Origin of the sequence: Veillonella sp. 3310 (assembly GCF_003999875.1) — a bacterium.
Taxonomy (GTDB): Bacteria; Bacillota; Negativicutes; order Veillonellales; family Veillonellaceae; genus F0422.
This window is the reverse complement of record NZ_RQVJ01000003.1, coordinates 37,902-56,435: the sequence shown is the minus strand read 5'-3', so window position 1 is coordinate 56,435 and position 18,534 is coordinate 37,902. Positions and strand designations below refer to the sequence as shown.

Annotated in this window: 13 protein-coding genes; 3 read left to right on the top strand and 10 right to left on the bottom strand. The window is 40.5% G+C overall.

Going from position 1 to position 18,534, the window contains the following annotated elements; translation table 11 throughout:
- Positions 1–48: 48 nt before the first annotated feature.
- From wecB to EO127_RS05215, 5 genes are all read right to left on the bottom strand, one after another.
- Complete coding sequence (gene wecB / locus EO127_RS05235) at positions 49–1,194, bottom strand: non-hydrolyzing UDP-N-acetylglucosamine 2-epimerase (protein ID WP_127448302.1); 1,146 nt, start codon at positions 1,192–1,194, stop codon at positions 49–51.
- Between the two features lie 750 nt (positions 1,195–1,944).
- Entirely contained in the window at positions 1,945–2,967 is a 1,023-nt protein-coding gene (locus EO127_RS05230; RefSeq protein WP_127448301.1) for a glycosyltransferase family 4 protein, read from the bottom strand.
- Between the two features lie 193 nt (positions 2,968–3,160).
- Positions 3,161–4,885 carry a phosphoglucomutase gene (locus EO127_RS05225; RefSeq protein ID WP_164742294.1) on the bottom strand — a complete coding sequence of 575 codons (1,725 nt, stop codon included), beginning with the start codon at positions 4,883–4,885 and terminating at the stop codon, positions 3,161–3,163.
- A 1-nt stretch (position 4,886) separates the two neighbouring features.
- Positions 4,887–5,879 carry a YitT family protein gene (locus EO127_RS05220; RefSeq protein ID WP_127448300.1) on the bottom strand — a complete coding sequence of 331 codons (993 nt, stop codon included), beginning with the start codon at positions 5,877–5,879 and terminating at the stop codon, positions 4,887–4,889.
- Positions 5,880–6,003: 124 nt separating this feature from the next.
- Positions 6,004–6,378 carry a RidA family protein gene (locus EO127_RS05215; protein WP_127448299.1) on the bottom strand — a complete coding sequence of 125 codons (375 nt, stop codon included), beginning with the start codon at positions 6,376–6,378 and terminating at the stop codon, positions 6,004–6,006.
- Positions 6,379–6,509: 131 nt separating this feature from the next.
- Between EO127_RS05215 and EO127_RS05210 the strand changes: the two genes are divergently transcribed.
- Positions 6,510–7,013 carry a methylated-DNA--[protein]-cysteine S-methyltransferase gene (locus EO127_RS05210; RefSeq protein WP_127448298.1) on the top strand — a complete coding sequence of 168 codons (504 nt, stop codon included), beginning with the start codon at positions 6,510–6,512 and terminating at the stop codon, positions 7,011–7,013.
- A 106-nt stretch (positions 7,014–7,119) separates the two neighbouring features.
- Here EO127_RS05210 and EO127_RS05205 read toward each other — a convergent pair whose 3' ends face one another.
- The gene (locus tag EO127_RS05205; protein ID WP_127448297.1) at positions 7,120–8,577 is read right to left on the bottom strand and encodes a nicotinate phosphoribosyltransferase; all 1,458 of its coding nucleotides are present in this window, start codon (positions 8,575–8,577) and stop codon (positions 7,120–7,122) included.
- A 213-nt stretch (positions 8,578–8,790) separates the two neighbouring features.
- On the opposite strand from EO127_RS05205, the gene menA reads away from it, so the two are divergent.
- Positions 8,791–9,696 (top strand): 1,4-dihydroxy-2-naphthoate octaprenyltransferase, encoded by a 906-nt coding sequence (menA, locus tag EO127_RS05200; RefSeq protein WP_127448296.1) that lies wholly within the window; start codon positions 8,791–8,793, stop codon positions 9,694–9,696.
- A 325-nt stretch (positions 9,697–10,021) separates the two neighbouring features.
- The gene (locus EO127_RS05195; RefSeq protein WP_127448295.1) at positions 10,022–10,843 is read left to right on the top strand and encodes a MetQ/NlpA family ABC transporter substrate-binding protein; all 822 of its coding nucleotides are present in this window, start codon (positions 10,022–10,024) and stop codon (positions 10,841–10,843) included.
- A 267-nt stretch (positions 10,844–11,110) separates the two neighbouring features.
- On the opposite strand, the gene EO127_RS05190 is transcribed toward EO127_RS05195, so the two are convergent.
- The 4 genes from EO127_RS05190 to EO127_RS05175 form a co-directional block, all read right to left on the bottom strand.
- Positions 11,111–14,674, bottom strand: coding sequence for a YadA-like family protein (locus EO127_RS05190; protein ID WP_127448294.1), 3,564 nt, complete (start codon positions 14,672–14,674; stop codon positions 11,111–11,113).
- Positions 14,675–14,889: 215 nt separating this feature from the next.
- On the bottom strand, positions 14,890–15,897 hold the full coding sequence (mglC, locus tag EO127_RS05185; protein WP_127448293.1) for a galactose/methyl galactoside ABC transporter permease MglC: 1,008 nt from the start codon (positions 15,895–15,897) through the stop codon (positions 14,890–14,892).
- Positions 15,898–15,907: 10 nt separating this feature from the next.
- Positions 15,908–17,419 (bottom strand): sugar ABC transporter ATP-binding protein, encoded by a 1,512-nt coding sequence (locus tag EO127_RS05180; protein WP_127448292.1) that lies wholly within the window; start codon positions 17,417–17,419, stop codon positions 15,908–15,910.
- A gap of 59 nt (positions 17,420–17,478) precedes the next feature.
- Positions 17,479–18,513, bottom strand: a complete 1,035-nt coding sequence (locus tag EO127_RS05175) for a galactose ABC transporter substrate-binding protein (RefSeq protein ID WP_127448291.1) — start codon at positions 18,511–18,513, stop codon at positions 17,479–17,481.
- Positions 18,514–18,534: the final 21 nt, after the last annotated feature.

The window sequence follows — 18,534 nt, the reverse complement described above, 5'->3', positions numbered from 1 at the left end:
TGAAAGTAGCTATCAACTTAATTATAACTAGAATGCATATATCGACTATTATTTTCCAAAGGACGATGGTTTTTCTTGATGCTCAAAAAATTCATGCCGTAAGGCTTGTACAATTCGTTCTGATGCTAATCCATCCCCATAAGGGTTCACTGCATTTGACATAGCAGTATACATTTCTGCATTCGTAATTAACTCTTTAGCTGTGGAGTATACAGTTGCTTTATCAGTGCCCACTAATTTTACTGTACCTGCTTGGACTGCTTCAGGTCGCTCTGTCGTATCGCGAAGAACTAGTACGGGTTTTCCCAAGGACGGTGCTTCCTCTTGAATGCCACCAGAGTCTGTCATAATGAGGTAGGTGCGAGCCATTAAATTTGCAAATGGTTCATATTCTAATGGCTCAATCAAATGTACACGTGGCATATCACCTAGTACCTCTTGTACAATACTACGCACCTTTGGATTTCGATGCATAGGGAAGATCACTTCTACATCTTCATATTCTCCAATAATATCACGAATTGCCTCATACACATTGCGCATTGGATCGCCTAAATTTTCACGGCGATGAGTGGTCACCAAAATAACCTTTTGGTTCACGTAATCAATTTTGTTCAGCAACTCTTCAGTAAATGTGTAGTCTTCCTTTACTGTAGTTTGCAGCGCATCGATAACCGTATTCCCTGTTACATACAAGTGATCTGGATTTATATTTTCTTTCAATAAATTCGCTTCCGATGTAGTGGTGGGTGCAAAATGGTATGTCCCAATAGCACCGGTCAACTTGCGATTCATCTCCTCAGGGAAGGGAGAGTAAATATTACCCGTCCGAAGACCTGCCTCCACATGCCCAACAGGAATCCCTTCATAAAACGCCGCTAGCGCCCCCACAAAAGTAGTTGTCGTATCTCCATGAACAAGCACTACATCGGGCTTCGCTTCTTTCAATACCTCTTGTAAACCCATCAAAGCACGACATGTAACATCATACAAGGTTTGCCCTTGACTCATAATATTTAAATCATAATCTGGAGTGATAGAAAACAAATGCAACACCTGATCTAACATCTCTCTATGCTGTGCCGTTACCGTTACAATAGACTCCATATCAGGCGCTGCTTCCAAAGCCTTAACAACAGGCGCCATCTTAATTGCCTCAGGACGTGTCCCAAATATGGTCATGACTTTTAACATAGTACCTCCCACATATTTCGTTTACTTCCTTTACCATGAAAGCCGTCATATACAAACTTTCCTAAATCACTTTATTAAGCTTTTTCAATTATCTCTATTGTATCATGTACAAGCCTTCCATACTAGTAGAAACTATAAAGAAGTACACCCAACCAAAATGCCATAAGCAAAGCGCTATGACATCCCTCCCCTACAGAGTGAGCAACTACAAGGCAAAACGCCATGAGCCACAAAGCAGATTGCCAAAGGCATATGGCATTTTATTACTAGTATTAAACAAATGCAAAAAGACCGTGGTATGTTCGCACTCCTCCCCTCACAGAGTGAGCAAACACTAGGCAAAACGCCATAAGCGTAGGCTACATGGCGTAATATACTTAATTCTACAAGCCCTAAAAAACGTGGCATGTTCCTGCCCCTCCCTACAGAGTGAGCACCTACGAAGCAAAACGCCATGAGCCACAGAGCAGATTGCTAAAGGCATATGGCATTGTATTGCTAGCATTACGCAAATGCAAAAAGACCGCGGTATGTTCCCACGCCTCCCCTCACAGAGTGAGCAAACACTAGACAAAACGCCATAAGCGTAAGCAACATGGCGTAATATACTTAATTCTACAAACCCTAGAAAGCGTGGCATGTTCCTGAACAAACATTATGAAATACCGTTTGTGAAGGAATGTGCCACGCTTTCCCTTTGCCTAAAAATAAAAAACGCCATGAAGCATGAGCTCCTGGCGTTTTGCATAGCTATTTACGAACGTCGTTGTCTTTGGATATAATCCCAATTTTCGTTGCTGTCCACACGCATGCACAGAGTATTACAAGCACTAGCAAGACTCCGATAACAAAATTGGCTTTCGCTGCTACGATAGACACACAACCTAAGAGTGCAGTGATAGCATACATCAACAACACCGCTTGTTTTTGTGTGAGCCCCATCGCCAATAGACGATGATGCAAATGTCCTTTATCTGGTTGGAATACTGGACGTCCATTAATACGTCGACGTACAATGGCAAATAAAGTATCTAAAATAGGCAACCCCAATACGATAACAGGCACCACCAATGCTACAGTTGCTGCCGTTTTCACACTACCCATGACGGAAATAGCCGCCATAGTATAGCCCAATAACATACTGCCTGTATCACCCATGAATATTTTGGCAGGATTAAAATTATAGCGCAAGAATCCACAAGCCGCCCCAGCCAATGCCAAGGTAATGCATGCCAATTCAATTTGTCCCATTTGCAAAGTCACGATACAAATCGTAATACATGCAATGAGAGAAATCCCTGCTGCCAATCCATCTAAACCATCTATGAGATTCACAATATTCGTAAATCCTACAATCCAAAATACCGTCAAAGGAATGCTAAGATACTCTAAGTACAATAAATGGTCACCAATGCTAATGAAATGCACAGCATTACCAAATAGTGGCAACATAAGAGCCGCCAAAATTTGTCCCATCAATTTCGTTTTCGGTCCGATTTGCTTAATATCGTCCCAAATACCTACTGCTACTAGGATAATAGAACCTACAATCAATCCTTTCACAGAAGATATATCTTTCACACTATACAGCAAAGATACCATATAGCCAATATAGATAGCCAATCCCCCTAATCGCGGAATCGACACTTGATGCACCTTACGTGCATCTGGTTTATCAATAGCACCTACCTTAACGGCGAATTGTTTCACTAAAGGCGTGCAAATATATGTTACTACGAGAGCAATGACAAAGGCCCATAAATATACTGTCATTCCACCACCTCCATACGTGGTATTTCATGATTATAACAAGTGATTGTCAATAGTCTGTCATTAGAATACTAAGTTCATTGTATATAGACCATATTTATTAATTATATCAGTTACACACAGCACATACAAGAACAGGCGTAATAAACTTATAGAATCCTTTGCTCTTCATAGACTTGTTTCAGACCGTTTCGAATTAGTCAGTTATTCTTACTAAGCCTTCAATGATGCGTTTACCATCCTCCATTAGACGTGTCAATCCGTCTTCACCTAAGTAGGACTCTGCGTACATTTTATATAAATTTTCTGTTCCTGATGGGCGTGCTACAAACCAACCTGTGTCCGTCACAATTTTAACCCCATCAATGGGTTGATCTTCAAACAACGAGGTCGTACGAATGTCCAAAATTGGACTGCCCCCTAATTCTGTCATAGTCACGTCACTCGGTTTCATGCCTTTTAAAGCCCTTTTAATCTCTGCTGTACAAGGCATATCAACCCGTTGGAACACAGGTGTTCCCCATTGGTCTGTCATATCTGCATAATGTTGTGCTGGAGTTTTTCCCGTCGTTGCCACCATCTCTATCGCTAACAAGCCTAAAATGATACCATCTTTGTCAGTAGTCCACACAGATCCATCGTGTTGCAAGAAGGACGCTCCCGCACTTTCCTCAGCTCCTAGTCCAATGCGTCCATCAAATAATAAAGGTGCAAAATATTTAAAACCTACTGGCACTTCATACACTGGATGATTAGAATCTTTGCAATAGGCATCCATCAAGCCAGTAACAACGGCTGTTTTACCAACACCTTTCCCTTCCCACGGACGAGTTTCATTCAAATATTTAGCAGCTACTACTAAATATTGATTTGGTGCTAACAAACCTTCTTTAGTCACAATGCCATGACGATCATAATCCGGATCATTTCCAATAGCTAGTACATGGTCCCCTAAATGTTTCGCCACTTCTGCCATAGCATAGGGGGAAGAACAGTCCATACGAATCGCTCCATCATGGTCGTAGGACATGAAGCTAAATGTTGGATCATAGTCACTATTAATAATGGTAAAGTTTAGATTATATTCTTCAGCAATAGCATGCCAATAGGCTCCACCACTACCACCTAAGGCATTAATTAATACTTTCGGATTGGCTTGTTGAATCGCCTTCATATTGATAATCTGAGGCAATTCTTTTACATAGGCCATTTTGAAATCATAGGGTTCTAAATATTGTCCCGCTTCCTCTACGGAAATCGCAGCCGGTGCTACTGGTTTCTCTTCTTCATGATGACAGCAACCACAATGTGCACTTTCATGAGTCCCCACTAGATGATGAAAGGAGAATCGTTGAATACTATCTAACCCTTTTTGCAAATATTCATTAGCTAACGCCTCAATCCGTTTGGTTACGGCTGTATCTGCTGGTCCCCCGTGAGGCGGATTGTATTTAATACCACCATGTTCTGGTGGATTATGGGATGGCGTAATAATAATCCCATCTGCTACATTATCTTCCGGTGTATTTGCATTGTGTCGCAAAATAGCACGAGATACACTTGGAGTAGGTACAAATTCACGATGCGCATCCACACGAGTTTTCACACGATTTCCCAACAGAACTTCAATGGCTACTTGCAAGGCTGGTTGCGATAAGGCATGTGTATCTTGTCCAATGTAACAAGGACCTGTAGCGCCAAATTCTTGTCGCACATCGCAAATCGCTTGTACAATGGCTGCTACATGAAGCTCATTGAAAGTCCCTTTAGAGGCAATCCCACGATGTCCAGACGTACCAAAACTTACTCGTTCTTCTGGTGCATCATACCTCGGAATAATCCGAAAAAAATCTTTCACTACTGTATCTACATGAATCAAATCTTCTTTTTTTACAGGTTGTCCTGCCAATGGATGTACCATATTATTGTTCCTCCTTACTCTCTTTGGAAGGGATTTCATTTCTTGCCATTTGCACTTCATGAATCATTTGTTCCGCTTCAGCGGCTTTTACAGGGTCACAAGTTTGCAATACTCGTTCTACAGCACCATTCGTAGATCGAGCAGAGAACCCTGTGCCGATAACTTCTGCCGCATCGGTAATGACCATAAATGCTGTTGGGTCTTCTGCTTCTACGGCCGCTTTTAGTCGAGCCACTTGCAATAAACTAACTACTACCATAATAACCTGTTTAGGCTGATGTGTATAGGCGCCTTCTCCGTTCAAAATCGTAGCACCACGACCAATTTTATCAATGATTAAATTACAAATCGTCACTGGTTTATAGGAAATGATAAACATCGCCTTCCGTTGGTTAAATCCAGTAATTACCTTATTGGTTACCATCGCTGCTAAATAGGTACTAATCAAAGTAGTGGCTGCCGCCTCAATATTGATAACAATAGCGCCAACAATAAGAATCATCATATTGATGCCGAATAAGATGCTTCCAATTTGTAGTCCAAAGCGATTTCGAATAATCATAGCAATGGGATCCATACCACCTGTATTACCACCGCCACGATAGACGATACCAAGTCCTAATCCAGAAAATAACCCCCCTAGTATACCGCCAATAATTGGATTATGAGTTAATTCCAATGTTTCTAATGGAGCCAATAGATTAATCAAGGTCGACATAATGATAGTCCCTAATATGGTAATTCCTAGATGCCACCGTCCTAACCATCTCCATGCCGCGTACAGTACTGGTATATTCAAAAGAAAGTTAATAGAACCTAAACTTAATATACCTTGTGTCACATAATAAATAATCAAGCTAAGACCGCTAATACCTCCACTCAATAATTTGTGAGGTACAATGAATCCCTGCACCCCTACTGCAAACACAGTAGAGCCAAGAATAATATGTATAATGGCTTTCACCGTACTTAAATATTTGGGTTTGTTTAACATAATTCCACCTATTCTATCACTACTTTCATCACTATTTAACCATAAGCAAAAAGCTGCCACATTACAAGGATAATGTAACAGCTTTTTAGTATGTATTAGCCCGCTTATGGTATAATACGATATACTATTCTGCTAGGGCAATCACTTCTACTTCTACTAAGAAGTTAGCTGGTAATGTTTTGACTGCCACACAACTACGAGCTGGTTTAGATGTAAAATACTCAGCATAAATCGCATTAAATTTAGCAAAATCACCCATGTCTGCTAAAAAGCATGTTGTTTTTACAACTTTAGAAAAATCAGTGCCTGCTTCTTTTAAGATAGCTTCGATGTTTTTCATCGCTTGCAATGTTTGTGCTTCTACGCCACCTTCTACTAGAGCGCCTTGTGCTGGATCAATACCGCCTTGACCAGAAATGAACACAAATCCATTAGCTACATATGCTTGAGAGTATGGTCCTAATGCTGCTGGTGCTTGCTCTGTATACACTTGTTTCATAGTTGTCCCCTTTCATTACCAATAAGACATTTATAACATACCACTAGTATAGCATGTAATGATATCGAAGTGTAGCTATTTTTCATACTTCTATTGTACTTTATTTGCATACCTCTATAAGGAGTACCTATATGTCCATTAATTATACTACTTATGAAAGCCCTTTGGGCACACTCACGCTATATGCCACCGCAGCAGCATTAGTTGGGCTCACCTTTCCTACGCAATCTATCACATTCCAAGAACCAGTAGTCACAGACGAAACTATGTCTTCCCCCATTTTACGACAAACTATCCAATGGCTAGATCAATACTTCCATGGACAAGTCCCAACCATAACCATCCCTTTAGCACCACAAGGCACAAAGTTTCAACAAAACGTCTGGTCCCAATTAGAGCATATTCCCTACGGCACATCCCTTACCTATGGCGAACTGAGCCAACGAGTGTTTAACTCACCTATTCCTAAAGGAGCCCAAGCCATCGGATCCGCCGTTGGCGCTAATCCTATTTCTATTATTATCCCCTGCCACCGTGTCCTAGGCAAAGGAAAAGCTCTCACGGGGTATACCGGAGGGCTGTCTATTAAGCGAGCTTTGCTATCCATTGAACATATCGATTTTATAGACAAGTAGGTTTACTTGATATGTTCAATGCAATTAATGCTACACATTCTGAAAGCATCGTCCCTACCAAGGCCATACTGGCCATCACATATTTCCAATTCATACAAACTCCTTCCTAACTAGGATTCCCCACTTTTTCCAATAATAATTTAGATTTTAATTGATGCAACTCTTCGCTGATGTTGACTTTCACCTCTGGTGCTCTACGAAGTCGTAAAAATTCAGGCCATAGCAATTGAATTTGCTCTTCTCCATAGGCTTTGACTTGTGCCAAGGAAGGTACATTGTACACTAATTCTCCATCTACAAAAATAGGCACTAATAGTTCTTGTATTTTAAAGCTATTTGCCTTTAACACAGTTTGTTTCCATGGGTATAATGGATTTTTAAACACATAATCCTCTGTGGTGTCCACTGTTTCATGGTCCAAACAAATTAAATCGCCAATGAGCTTGTTATTTCTGACGTTGATGAGACGCAATACCTTTTTCTTACCAGGGTTTGTTACCTTTTCAATATTATCGGAGAATTTCATAGCCGGCATAAAGGTGTCCCCTTCCCATTGGCCCGCTAATTTATAGACTCCACCTAGAGCTGGTGTTTCATCGGCAGTAATCAATTTTGTGCCCACACCCCAAGCAGTAATAGCAGCTCCTTGCTGTTTCAAGTCCGCAATTTTATATTCATCGAGATCATTTGTAGCAAAAATCAATGCCTCTTTAAATCCTGCCTCATCCAGCATCTTACGTGCCTCAATGGATAAGTACGCTAAATCACCACTGTCCAAACGAATGCCATACACAGGCGGCATCGTACCACCCCGGCGTTCACGAATTTCTTGGAACACTTGAATCGCTGCAGGTACACCTTTATGTAGTGTATTATAGGTATCCACTAAAAACACTAAATTATTTTCGTATTGGTCTGCATAGGCACGGAATGCATCGATTTCACTTGAAAAACTCATCACCCAACTATGTGCCATAGTCCCTACCGGTCGCATCCCATACAAAGCGGCACTGTATACATCGCTAGTGCTATCAAAACCACCAATAAAAGCCGCCCGAGCCCCTTGTACAGCAGCGCTCACCCCTTGGGCTCTTCGCATGCCAAATTCTGCTACCCCATCCTTGCCGATAACAGATCGGATACGACGGGCTTTGGTCGCAATCAAGGACTCATGATTTAAAAACATAGATAATGCTGTTTCTAATAAAATAGCCTCATCCTTGGCAGCCTCTACACGGAGTAATACTTCCCCTGGGAATACGACGGATCCTTCTGGAGCTGCATAGATGGTGCCAGTAAAGTGAAATGTACTTAAATACGTCAAGAACTCTTCTGTGAACACCCCGGTTTGACGTAAATAGGTAATATCTTCCTCAGAGAAACGCAAGCCTTTCACATACTCGATAACTTGTTCCAGACCTGCTACCACCGTGTAAGCACCTTGAAATGGATTCGTTCGATAAAAGCGATCGAACACGCAACGAGTACGATGTTTATTTTGTGTAAATAAACCTTGCATCATGGTAAATTGATACATATCTGTTAATAGAGCATGTGTAATCATGAATAACTCCTATTCTTATAGGTCTACCCTATAGCATACTAAGCACTTTTCTATGACGGTTTTAATACTATGCCTATCATCTCCTTCTTTCTATTATACTCTACTATTATATTTCATGTACAATTGGTTTTCACCTTATAATTTGTCATAATCTTTTATTTAGGTTAGAATGATACCATATATTATATAACTTCCAATGATGAAAGGATAACTATGAATCTGTCACAATTTTTTGCATTAATTCGCCCCCGTACCTTAACGGCTGCTTTCAGTCCCGTTATCGTAGGAGCTGCCATGGGGGCTACGCAATTTGAAACCATACAACCAATTTGGCTATCCTTGGTCTATACTCTAGGCATTCTAATTTGTGTATTAAGTGCACAAATGGCAGCCAATATTTGGAATGAATATTTTGATTTTAAATCTGGTCTTGATCTCACACAAGCTGCGGGCAACAGCGGATCCATCGTCCGTGATGGCATCGACCCTTCTGTGATTAAACGTTGGGGATATATTACAACTATACTTCCCCTCATCTTAGGCATTGCCCTCGCTAATGCTGTCACTTGGTGGTATATTCCTGTAGGTATGCTTTGCATTCTCACTAGCATCTTATACTCTGGTGGACCTAATCCTATTTCTCGCACCCCTTTTGGTGAACTTGCCTCTGGTCTTGCCATGGGCTTTGCCATTGTGGGTATTACCCTCTACGCTTGGACTTATACCTTGCACTGGATTTTCCTGATTCCAGCGGTACCTTCCACCATCTTAATCGGTGCTATTATGATGACCAACAATTTACGAGACTTTACCAACGATGCTAACCATGGTCGTCGCACCTTAGTGATTACCTTGGGACATGAAAGAGGAATCCAACTCTTGCGAGGACTCTTCCTCATTAGCTCCCTATGGCTAGTCCTCTGGGCGGCATGCGGTACTATCCCTTGGACATCCCTATTGGCATTACTCTCTCTTGTGCCGGCTATGAAAGTCATCACAATCTTCAACACCTATGCTGATCCTGTACGCTTAAACGAGGCTATGAAATTTACTTCTATTTCTTGTACACTATATCACTTCTTATGGGCTATAGGGTTACTACTGAATACAATCATATAATAGAGTTATTACTTTTTATCACATAAGTATATCTACTTACTATATGGAAATACATATATAAACAGAGGAAAGTTGCTACTTTTTTGATCAACTTTCCTCTATTTTGTTAGGAGCGATTTTGTTACAGCCTATTTTATATATTCTTTAGTCCCACCTAGTATGTACCAGTGCTATATTCATAATTTCTTTATATAGTATCCCCTAAATAATAGCCTATAATTATAACAACTTAGATATATAACATATTTTACTTATAACAGAACTATTGGTATACTAAGCAAGTAGAAATTCACTATGTAAGTACACAAAGAAAAGGAGATAAGACATGAAGAAATTATTTAGTTTAGCAGCTACAGCTGTATTAGGCGCTGCCTTGTTATTAGGTGGCTGTGGTTCCACTGGCACTAGCTCTACTGGTTCCGATACAGGTAAAACATTAAAAATTGGTGCTTCTCCAGTACCTCACGCTGAAATTTTAGAACAAGTGAAACCAATCCTTGCTAAAGAAGGCATCAAATTGGAAATTATCGAATTCAGCGATTATGTACAACCTAACGTTTCCTTGAACGACAAAGAAATTGATGCGAACTTCTTCGCTCACATTCCTTACCAAGAAAACTTTAACAAAGAAAAAGGTACTCACATTGCAACAGCAGGTGCCGTACACATAGAGCCAATGGGCATTTACTCTAAAAAAGTAAAAGATTTGAAAGAAGTACAAGATGGTGCTCAAGTAGCTATCCCATCTGATGCAACAAATGGCGGTCGTGCATTACTATTGCTTTCCAAAGCTGGTTTAATCACATTGAACGATCCTAACAGCATCTCTGCTACAGTACAAGACATCAAAGACAATCCTAAACACTTGAAATTCGTTGAATTAGAGGCTGCTCAATTACCTCGTACATTGGATGATTCCACAATCTCTGTGATCAATACAAACTTTGCATTAGGTGCTAACTTGAACCCAACAAAAGATGCATTGTTCTTAGAATCTAAAGATTCCCCATATGTAAACATCGTATCCGTTCGTGAAGGCGATGAAAAACGTGAAGATATCCAAAAATTGATCAAAGCGTTACAAAGCCCAGAAATCAAAAAATTCATCGAAGACAAATACAAAGGTGCTATTCTTCCAGCATTCTAATCGAATCACTTAGAATAGACTCCTCCAAATAAAAAAACACTAACAACTATCATACATACTTAAACTATACAGCAACAAAGGCAAGTTGAGTGAATCAACTTGCCTTTGTTGTTTTTATGTATAATACAATATAACTGTAACCCACTATATCAGCTTTCATAACTGGTAAGTGTATATGTAAATATAACAGAAAAATAACACATACTAATATATAATAGGTTTAAACATCTGTTCAAAATAGAAAAAGGATCCCGAAGGACCCTTTTTCTATTTACGAACCATAGCTCGTAATTCTTGCATTTCTTGTTGTAATGTCACAATATCTTGACGTAAGTTATTATTTTCCGCTGTTAGAACTGTAAGTTCACGACCATAAGCTTCTTTCAGAGCTACCATTTCGTCATGCAATACTAGCACAGAAGAAATAGGACCATTACGATAGCGTTCTGGTACAGCTTTTTTCTCTGGACTATTACCAAATTTGAACGTTGCACCGCCATTAACCATAGTGCCACCACGTACCATAGATACACCCGCATGGAACATAGTAGATTCTTTAGTATAATGAGCCACACCTAATGCTACGGCATTCACATTTTTATAATGTCCAACGCCAGCCATAATTTGTGTTGGTTCTAATGGATCATATTGAATTGGTTTTAATGCAGATAATGCAGCACCTAGGGCATCGCCTCTACGACTTTCCTTGCGTAATTCTTGTAAATCACTACCAAGTTCACCAATTTGGCGCTCTAATTTTTCATAGTTATGATTATCTCCTTTAAAGCCACCTTCTAAAGATTTGCGGAAATCATCTTCTGTTTTATTTTCATTACCTTTGATTTCTTTCCAGTATTCATAAGCAGATTTGCCTTTAGCCCCATCTTTACCGGCTTTCCCAGCATCACCTTTGTCGCCTTTAGGGCCTACTACGCCAGATTCACCTTTATCGCCTTTAGGTCCTGCTGCACCTGTTGCTCCGGCTTCACCTTTTTCACCTTTAGGTCCTACTGCACCGTCTTTACCTTTTTCACCTGTAATGGCCTTGATAAAGTCGTCTTTTGTCTTACTTTCGTTACCTGGTAATCCTTTCCACACTTCGAAAGCAGACTTACCTTCAGCTCCATCTTTACCAGCTGTGCCAACATCACCTTTATCACCTTTAGGTCCTACTGAGCCTGTTGCTCCGGTTTCACCTTTAGGACCTACTGCACCAGTGTCACCTTTTGCACCTGTAATAGCTTTGATAAAGTCGTCTTCTGTCTTGCTTCCGTTACCTGGCATGTCTTTCCACACTTCGAAAGCAGATTTACCTTTAGGCCCTACTTCACCTTGTATCCCTTGATCACCTTTAGGACCTACGGCACCTGTATCACCCTTATCGCCTTTAGGACCCTGAATACCTTGCGGGCCTTGTGGACCTACTCCACCAGTACCACCACCAGTACCACCTGGCCCCTGTGGTCCTTGTGGGCCTTGAGGACCTTGTGGGCCTACTGCACCGGTTTCACCTTGCGGACCAGTAATAGCTTTGATAAAGTCATCTTTTGTCTTGCTTCCATTACCTGGCATTTCTTTCCATACTTCAAAAGCAGACTTTCCGTCAGCCCCAGTATCACCTTTGGCTCCAGTTTCACCTTTTTCGCCTTGAATGCCTTGGTCACCTTTAGCACCCGGATCGCCTTTATCACCTTTGTCACCTTTAAAGTCTGGGTCACCTTTTAGTTGATCTTTATCTAAGCTAATAGTATATGTTTTACCATATTCCCCACCATCATTCGTAGCAATAGAGATGCCTTTACCTGGTTTTAATACTTCTTTCAAAGAATCTACAGTCAATACAGGGCTTGTAGTAGATGTAGACCCATCTTTACCGCCTGTAGTCAAAGTTAATTGACCTTTATCGTTTCCACCCAAGGTAATATTCATAGTAGGATGAGCAAAGTTAACACCTGTAAACGTTGGCATGTTAAGCATACCAATACGCAAGATAGAGTCTGTTGGGTCTTTATAAGTAATTAGATTATCAGAACTATATAATGTTGGTGCTGCATACACACTTTTACCATCAGGAGCTTTTGCACCAGCTTGTGGCGCCACTCCATACACAGTATTCGCCTTACCTTGAATCTTAATTTCTTTATCCCCTGGCGTATACACACGTGTATCAGGTGTCGTAGTAGCTACCGTGCCATCTGCATTAAATGGCACATCATTACCTGCCAAAATTGTATTGCGTTTTTCTAAGGCTTTTAATTGCGCCACATTGACAGCATCAGTATCTTCTCCACCAGCTGCTACATTAATAATTTGGCGTGTTTTACGATAAGCTGAGCGGCTATCACCTACAGACACAGCCGAATTAGTTGCTTTCCACGTAGGATCGTTTGCGTTCGCAAATGCAGAACTGGCAAAATGTGGGCCATGTAAAGCTGCATCATAACCATTATTAGAAGCATCTTTCGTCCCACGATCTGCATAGGACTCTCCACCTAATGCAACACCATGTCTTACAGTTGTCTTCGCACTTAACCCAAGACTAACACCAGCATAAGCCTCATTATTTTTTCCTGATTCTCCAACCTTACTGCCATGACCAATAGCGACAGCTCCATTTCCATGAGTCTCTGTATTGCCACCTACTGCAATGGCTGCAAAGTCATTTGCATAGGCAGTATACCCCACACTTACGGATTGGCTTCCCTGTGCATGTGCGGAATCACCTATCGCTGTTGCACCTACTCCAATCGCAGTTGTTGTCCGACCTACAGCGACTGTATTGTCTGCACTTGCTGTTGATGAAGCACCAATAGCCAAGGAGGAGTTTGCAGCCCACGCACGAGTACCCACCGCTGTACTATGTACTCCTGCTGTTCTTGTGCCTTCACCAATGTTGACACTATAAATACCAGTTTCACTAATTCCTTTACCAATAGCTACTGTATTTTTAGAGTTTTTACCGACTTGTACATTCCGGCCAATGGCAATGGCATTTTCACTTTCTGATTTTGCCCTTGGACCAATGGCAATAGCCCCCTCTTTGGTAGCTCCATTATTTATCTCATTACTATCTTGGCCTAAGTCACGACTTTTAATGGAAATATAACGTGGCTTTTCACGTTCTAAACGATTACGAAGCACTCGTAATTGTCCTACTGTCGCTGCATCAGTATCTTCATAGCCTGCTGCTACATTAGTAATCTGACGAGTATGTTGTACACCAGCTTTACTACCACCTACAGATACAGCTCCATCTGTAGGATTCCAAACACTGCTAATAGACTCATTGCCAGCTTTGTTCGCTTCTTTTATAGCATCTTCATAGGCCTTTTCTGCATCTACTAAATCTTGATCTGCTTTTGCCTTTTGCGCATTCGCAGCTGCTATTGCAGCATCTGCATCACTCTCTTTTTTTTCTTTTTTACTCTCAGCTCGTTCAATTTCTTCTTCTGCTTTTAACACTTCATAATTAGCTTGACGAATTTTTTCATACAAAGTTTCTAGGGCTGGATTATCTGCTCCTGCTTCGCCTACTTTATAATGTGTGTTACTCATTGGATTATATCCAATGTAAGCATCACTTTTACCAACACGATCTGCAATAGAACCACTACCTAATGCTACACCACTTGCTGCACTAGTAGTTGCCTCATATCCTACTGCTAAACCATCCACTGCATTCACACTAGAACTAGCTCCTATAGCAATAGCATTCGCGCCATCTACCTGACCACCAGTTACAGTATATTCTGTACTAGCTGCATAGCCTGCTATATGGCTTCCTAAGATCAATATACTCGCTGCATATACTGCGGCATTATGTTTTCTCATACTACACCCCTTATAGTTTGATAAAAGTCTCAATTCATGCTAATAAATCGCACTGAATCAAGTTGAAACATTTCTAATTAATATTGATTATAGACCTTTTTTGTATACTATTCAAATCGAATTTTTTAAACATTTTCTTGAATTTTAACATATAAAAAAGCCTCTGACTTTTACAAGTATGCAAAAGCCAGAGGCTAATATTTTAATACGCTAAATTATTTGCGTGCCATAGATTTACGTACGTCAAAGGCAACTGCTACAACAATGATTAAACCTTTAATAATCAATTGCCAGTATGGTCCCATTCCAACGAATGTTAAACCATAGTTGATAACAGTGAAGATCAACACACCTGCGATGATACCAGGTACAGTACCGATACCACCAGTGATGGATACACCACCTACAACAGATGCCGCGATGGCATCTAACTCGTACATGTTACCATAGTTGTTAGTAGCACCACCAGTACGAGCTGCTTCCAAAATACCACCTACGCCATACAAAGCACCAGCGATCACGTAGATAATCACTAATGTGACTGCTACATTGATACCGGATACTACAGCGGCTTGTGGATTACCACCGATGGCAAACATGTTTTTACCAAGAATGGTTTTGTTATATACCACATACATGATCAAGGAAATTACTGCAGCGATAATAACAATGTATGGAATCGTCATAAATCCTAGGTCTAAAGAACCTGTACCAATTTGCGTAAACTCTGGACGTAAACCGCCGATTGGTTGAGAGTTATTAGGTTCCATATCAAAGTACAAGGAACAAATACCATAGGTAATAACCATAGTACCTAGTGTGGAAATGAATGGTACGATTTTTAAATACGCTACGATCACACCCGATACTAAACCGATGATAGCACCTACTACAATAGCAATCACGATTGGTAAAATCAATGGTAATTCTGGTAAATGTTCAAAGAATGGACGAGGATAATCTGGCAACTGTGTTAAAGATGCAGATACAACCGCTGTCAACCCTACTACACGCCCTGCGGACAAGTCACAACCTGCGGTGATCAAAATCATAGCAGAACCTAACGCAATGATAACACGTGGAGAAGATTGAATTAAAATATCACGAAAACTTGTGACGGATAAAAAGTTCGGGCTATAAATTGAAATAGCCGCTACTAGTACTACTAGTACCAAATAGATAATATTTTGGGAAAGAAACTTTCCTAACTTACCTTGGCTCATACAATACCTCCTAGACTAAACCAGCTGTTGCTAGTTCCATAATTTTTTCTTCAGTCGCTTCATGAGCATCCAAGATTCCGCTCATATATCCATTACTCATGACCATAATGCGGTCACTCATTCCTAATAATTCAGGCATTTCCGAGGAAATCATAATGATACTTTTACCAGCACTAGCAAGTTCATTAATAATGGAATAAATTTCGTATTTCGCTCCTACGTCGATGCCCCGTGTCGGTTCATCTAAGAGTAGGATTTCTGGGTTCGTATTCAACCAACGAGCAATGAGTACTTTTTGTTGGTTACCACCAGAAAGACTTTGAATTTTTGTTTCTGTAGACGGTGTTTTCACTCGTAAGGAAGCCACACCCTCTTTTGTATCGTCTAGTCGTTTGTTGTCATTTAACAATTTGAACTTATTTTCATATTTTGGCAGTGCTGCCATCGTTGTATTATCTACAATGGTAAGCATCGGGAAAATTCCCGTAGTACGACGCTCTTCTGTGAGTAGTGCCATCCCTAATTTTTTCGCATCTCGTGGATGACGAATGCGAACTTCTTTATCATGCAAGTAAATTTTGCCAGACTCGATACCTCGAAGACCAAATAAGGCTTCGATTACCTCTGTACGCTGTGCTCCTACAAGACCACCTACACCAAGAACTTCACCTTTACGAAGGGAAAAGCTTACATCTTTGAAAGAATGTGGATTAATAGATGTTAAGTTTTCCACACGTAACACTTCCTCACTAGGAGTATTGGTTTTTTCAGGGAATAACTGAGTCATCTCACGCCCTACCATTCGTTGAATGATAAGATCTGTTGTTAACTCATCAGCATGCCAAGTGCCTATATATTGACCATCACGCATGATCGTTACTTCGTCAGATATGCGTAGGATTTCTTCCATTTTATGAGAAATATATATAATTGCAACCCCTTTTTTTCGTAAGGAGTTAATAATTTTAAATAGATGTTCTACTTCATCACTCGTAAGAGAAGAGGTAGGTTCATCCATTACAATAATACGCGCTTGATGCGAAACTGCCTTAGCAATTTCAATATTTTGTAATTTAGAAACAGATAAGTCACCAGCTAATTGTTCTGGATCGATATCTACATCGATTTCATTAAACAACGCTAATGTATCTTCTTTCATTTTTTTATGATCCACAAATGTGAAGGGACCAATTTTTTTAGTTGGAAACCGGCCTAACCACAAGTTTTCCATAACATTTCTTTGTAATACTGGGTATAACTCTTGGTGAATCATAGAAATTCCCATTCCAAGAGCTTTACGGGAATCCGTCATGTCAACAACTTCGCCATCAATCACAACATCCCCTTGATCTTGCTTATAAATACCGAACAGGCATTTCATAAGAGTCGACTTCCCTGCGCCATTCTCTCCCATCAGAGCATGTACGGTGCCTGGTCGGACTTTGAAAGTGACATTATCCAAGGCCTTTACGCCAGGAAATTCCTTCGTAATTTGGCGCATTTCTAATATGTACTCGCCCATACATTTTCCTCCTGCTAATCAGATAATGAAGGGGGCAAATGCCCCCTTACTGCATTCTATTATTTGTCACCTAAAATCTTATCCGCATTTTCTTTTGTTACGATTTCGTAAGGTACCCAAATATATTTACCATCTACAATGTCAAAGCCTACATTATCTTTGTTAGGTGTTTCGCCTTTCGCTAGCACGTAGGAAAGATTAAATACTGCTTGACCTTGTTTTTTTGCATTGTTCAATACTGTACCCAATAATGTGCCGTCTTTCAACGCTTGTACTGCTGGAGTTGTAGCGTCAACGCCTACTACTGGAATGTATTTACCATTTGTGAAGTAGCCTGCTGCTTTCAACGCTTCGATAGCACCTAATGCCATGTCGTCATTGTTACAGATAACAGCATCGATTTTGTCGCCGTAACGGCTCAAGAACGCTGCCATTTTTTCTTGACCTTTAACGCGGTCCCACATACCTGTATCGCTAGCTAACTCTTCTACTTTCATACCTTCTTTTTTAAGGGATTCTACAGAGTATTGTGTACGAAGTACAGCATCTTGGTGACCTGGTTCACCAGTGATCATAACATAGTGGATTACACCATCATTGCTATGGTATGCTTCAGGATGTTTTTTGAAGTAATCTGCCAAGATTTTACCTTGCATTTCACCACTTTGTTCAGCTTTTGCACCTACATAGTATACTTTATCCCATTTTGCCATATCTTCTTTTAATGGTTCACGGTTCAAGAATACCAATGGAATGTTCGCTGCTTTTGCTTTATCAATGATAACGCCTGCTGCTGTACGGTCTACTACGTTAACGCCGATTGCTTTGTACTTTTTATTGATGAATAAGTCAATCTTTTCATTTTGTGTTGGTTGAGAGTTTTGGCTATCTACGATATCCACTTTCGCTTTGTCTTTAGCGGCTTTGTCAATTTCTGCACGCACGCCACTCATGAAAGTGTCATCAAATTTGTAAATAGCAACCCCAATTTGAGGTTTGTCACCGCTTGCTCCTTGATCGCTTCCGCAACCACCTAACACAAGTGCACCTACTGCTGCTGATGCAAGCAACGCTGCTTTCCAAGATCGTTTCATAATAATATCCTCCTTTTAGAT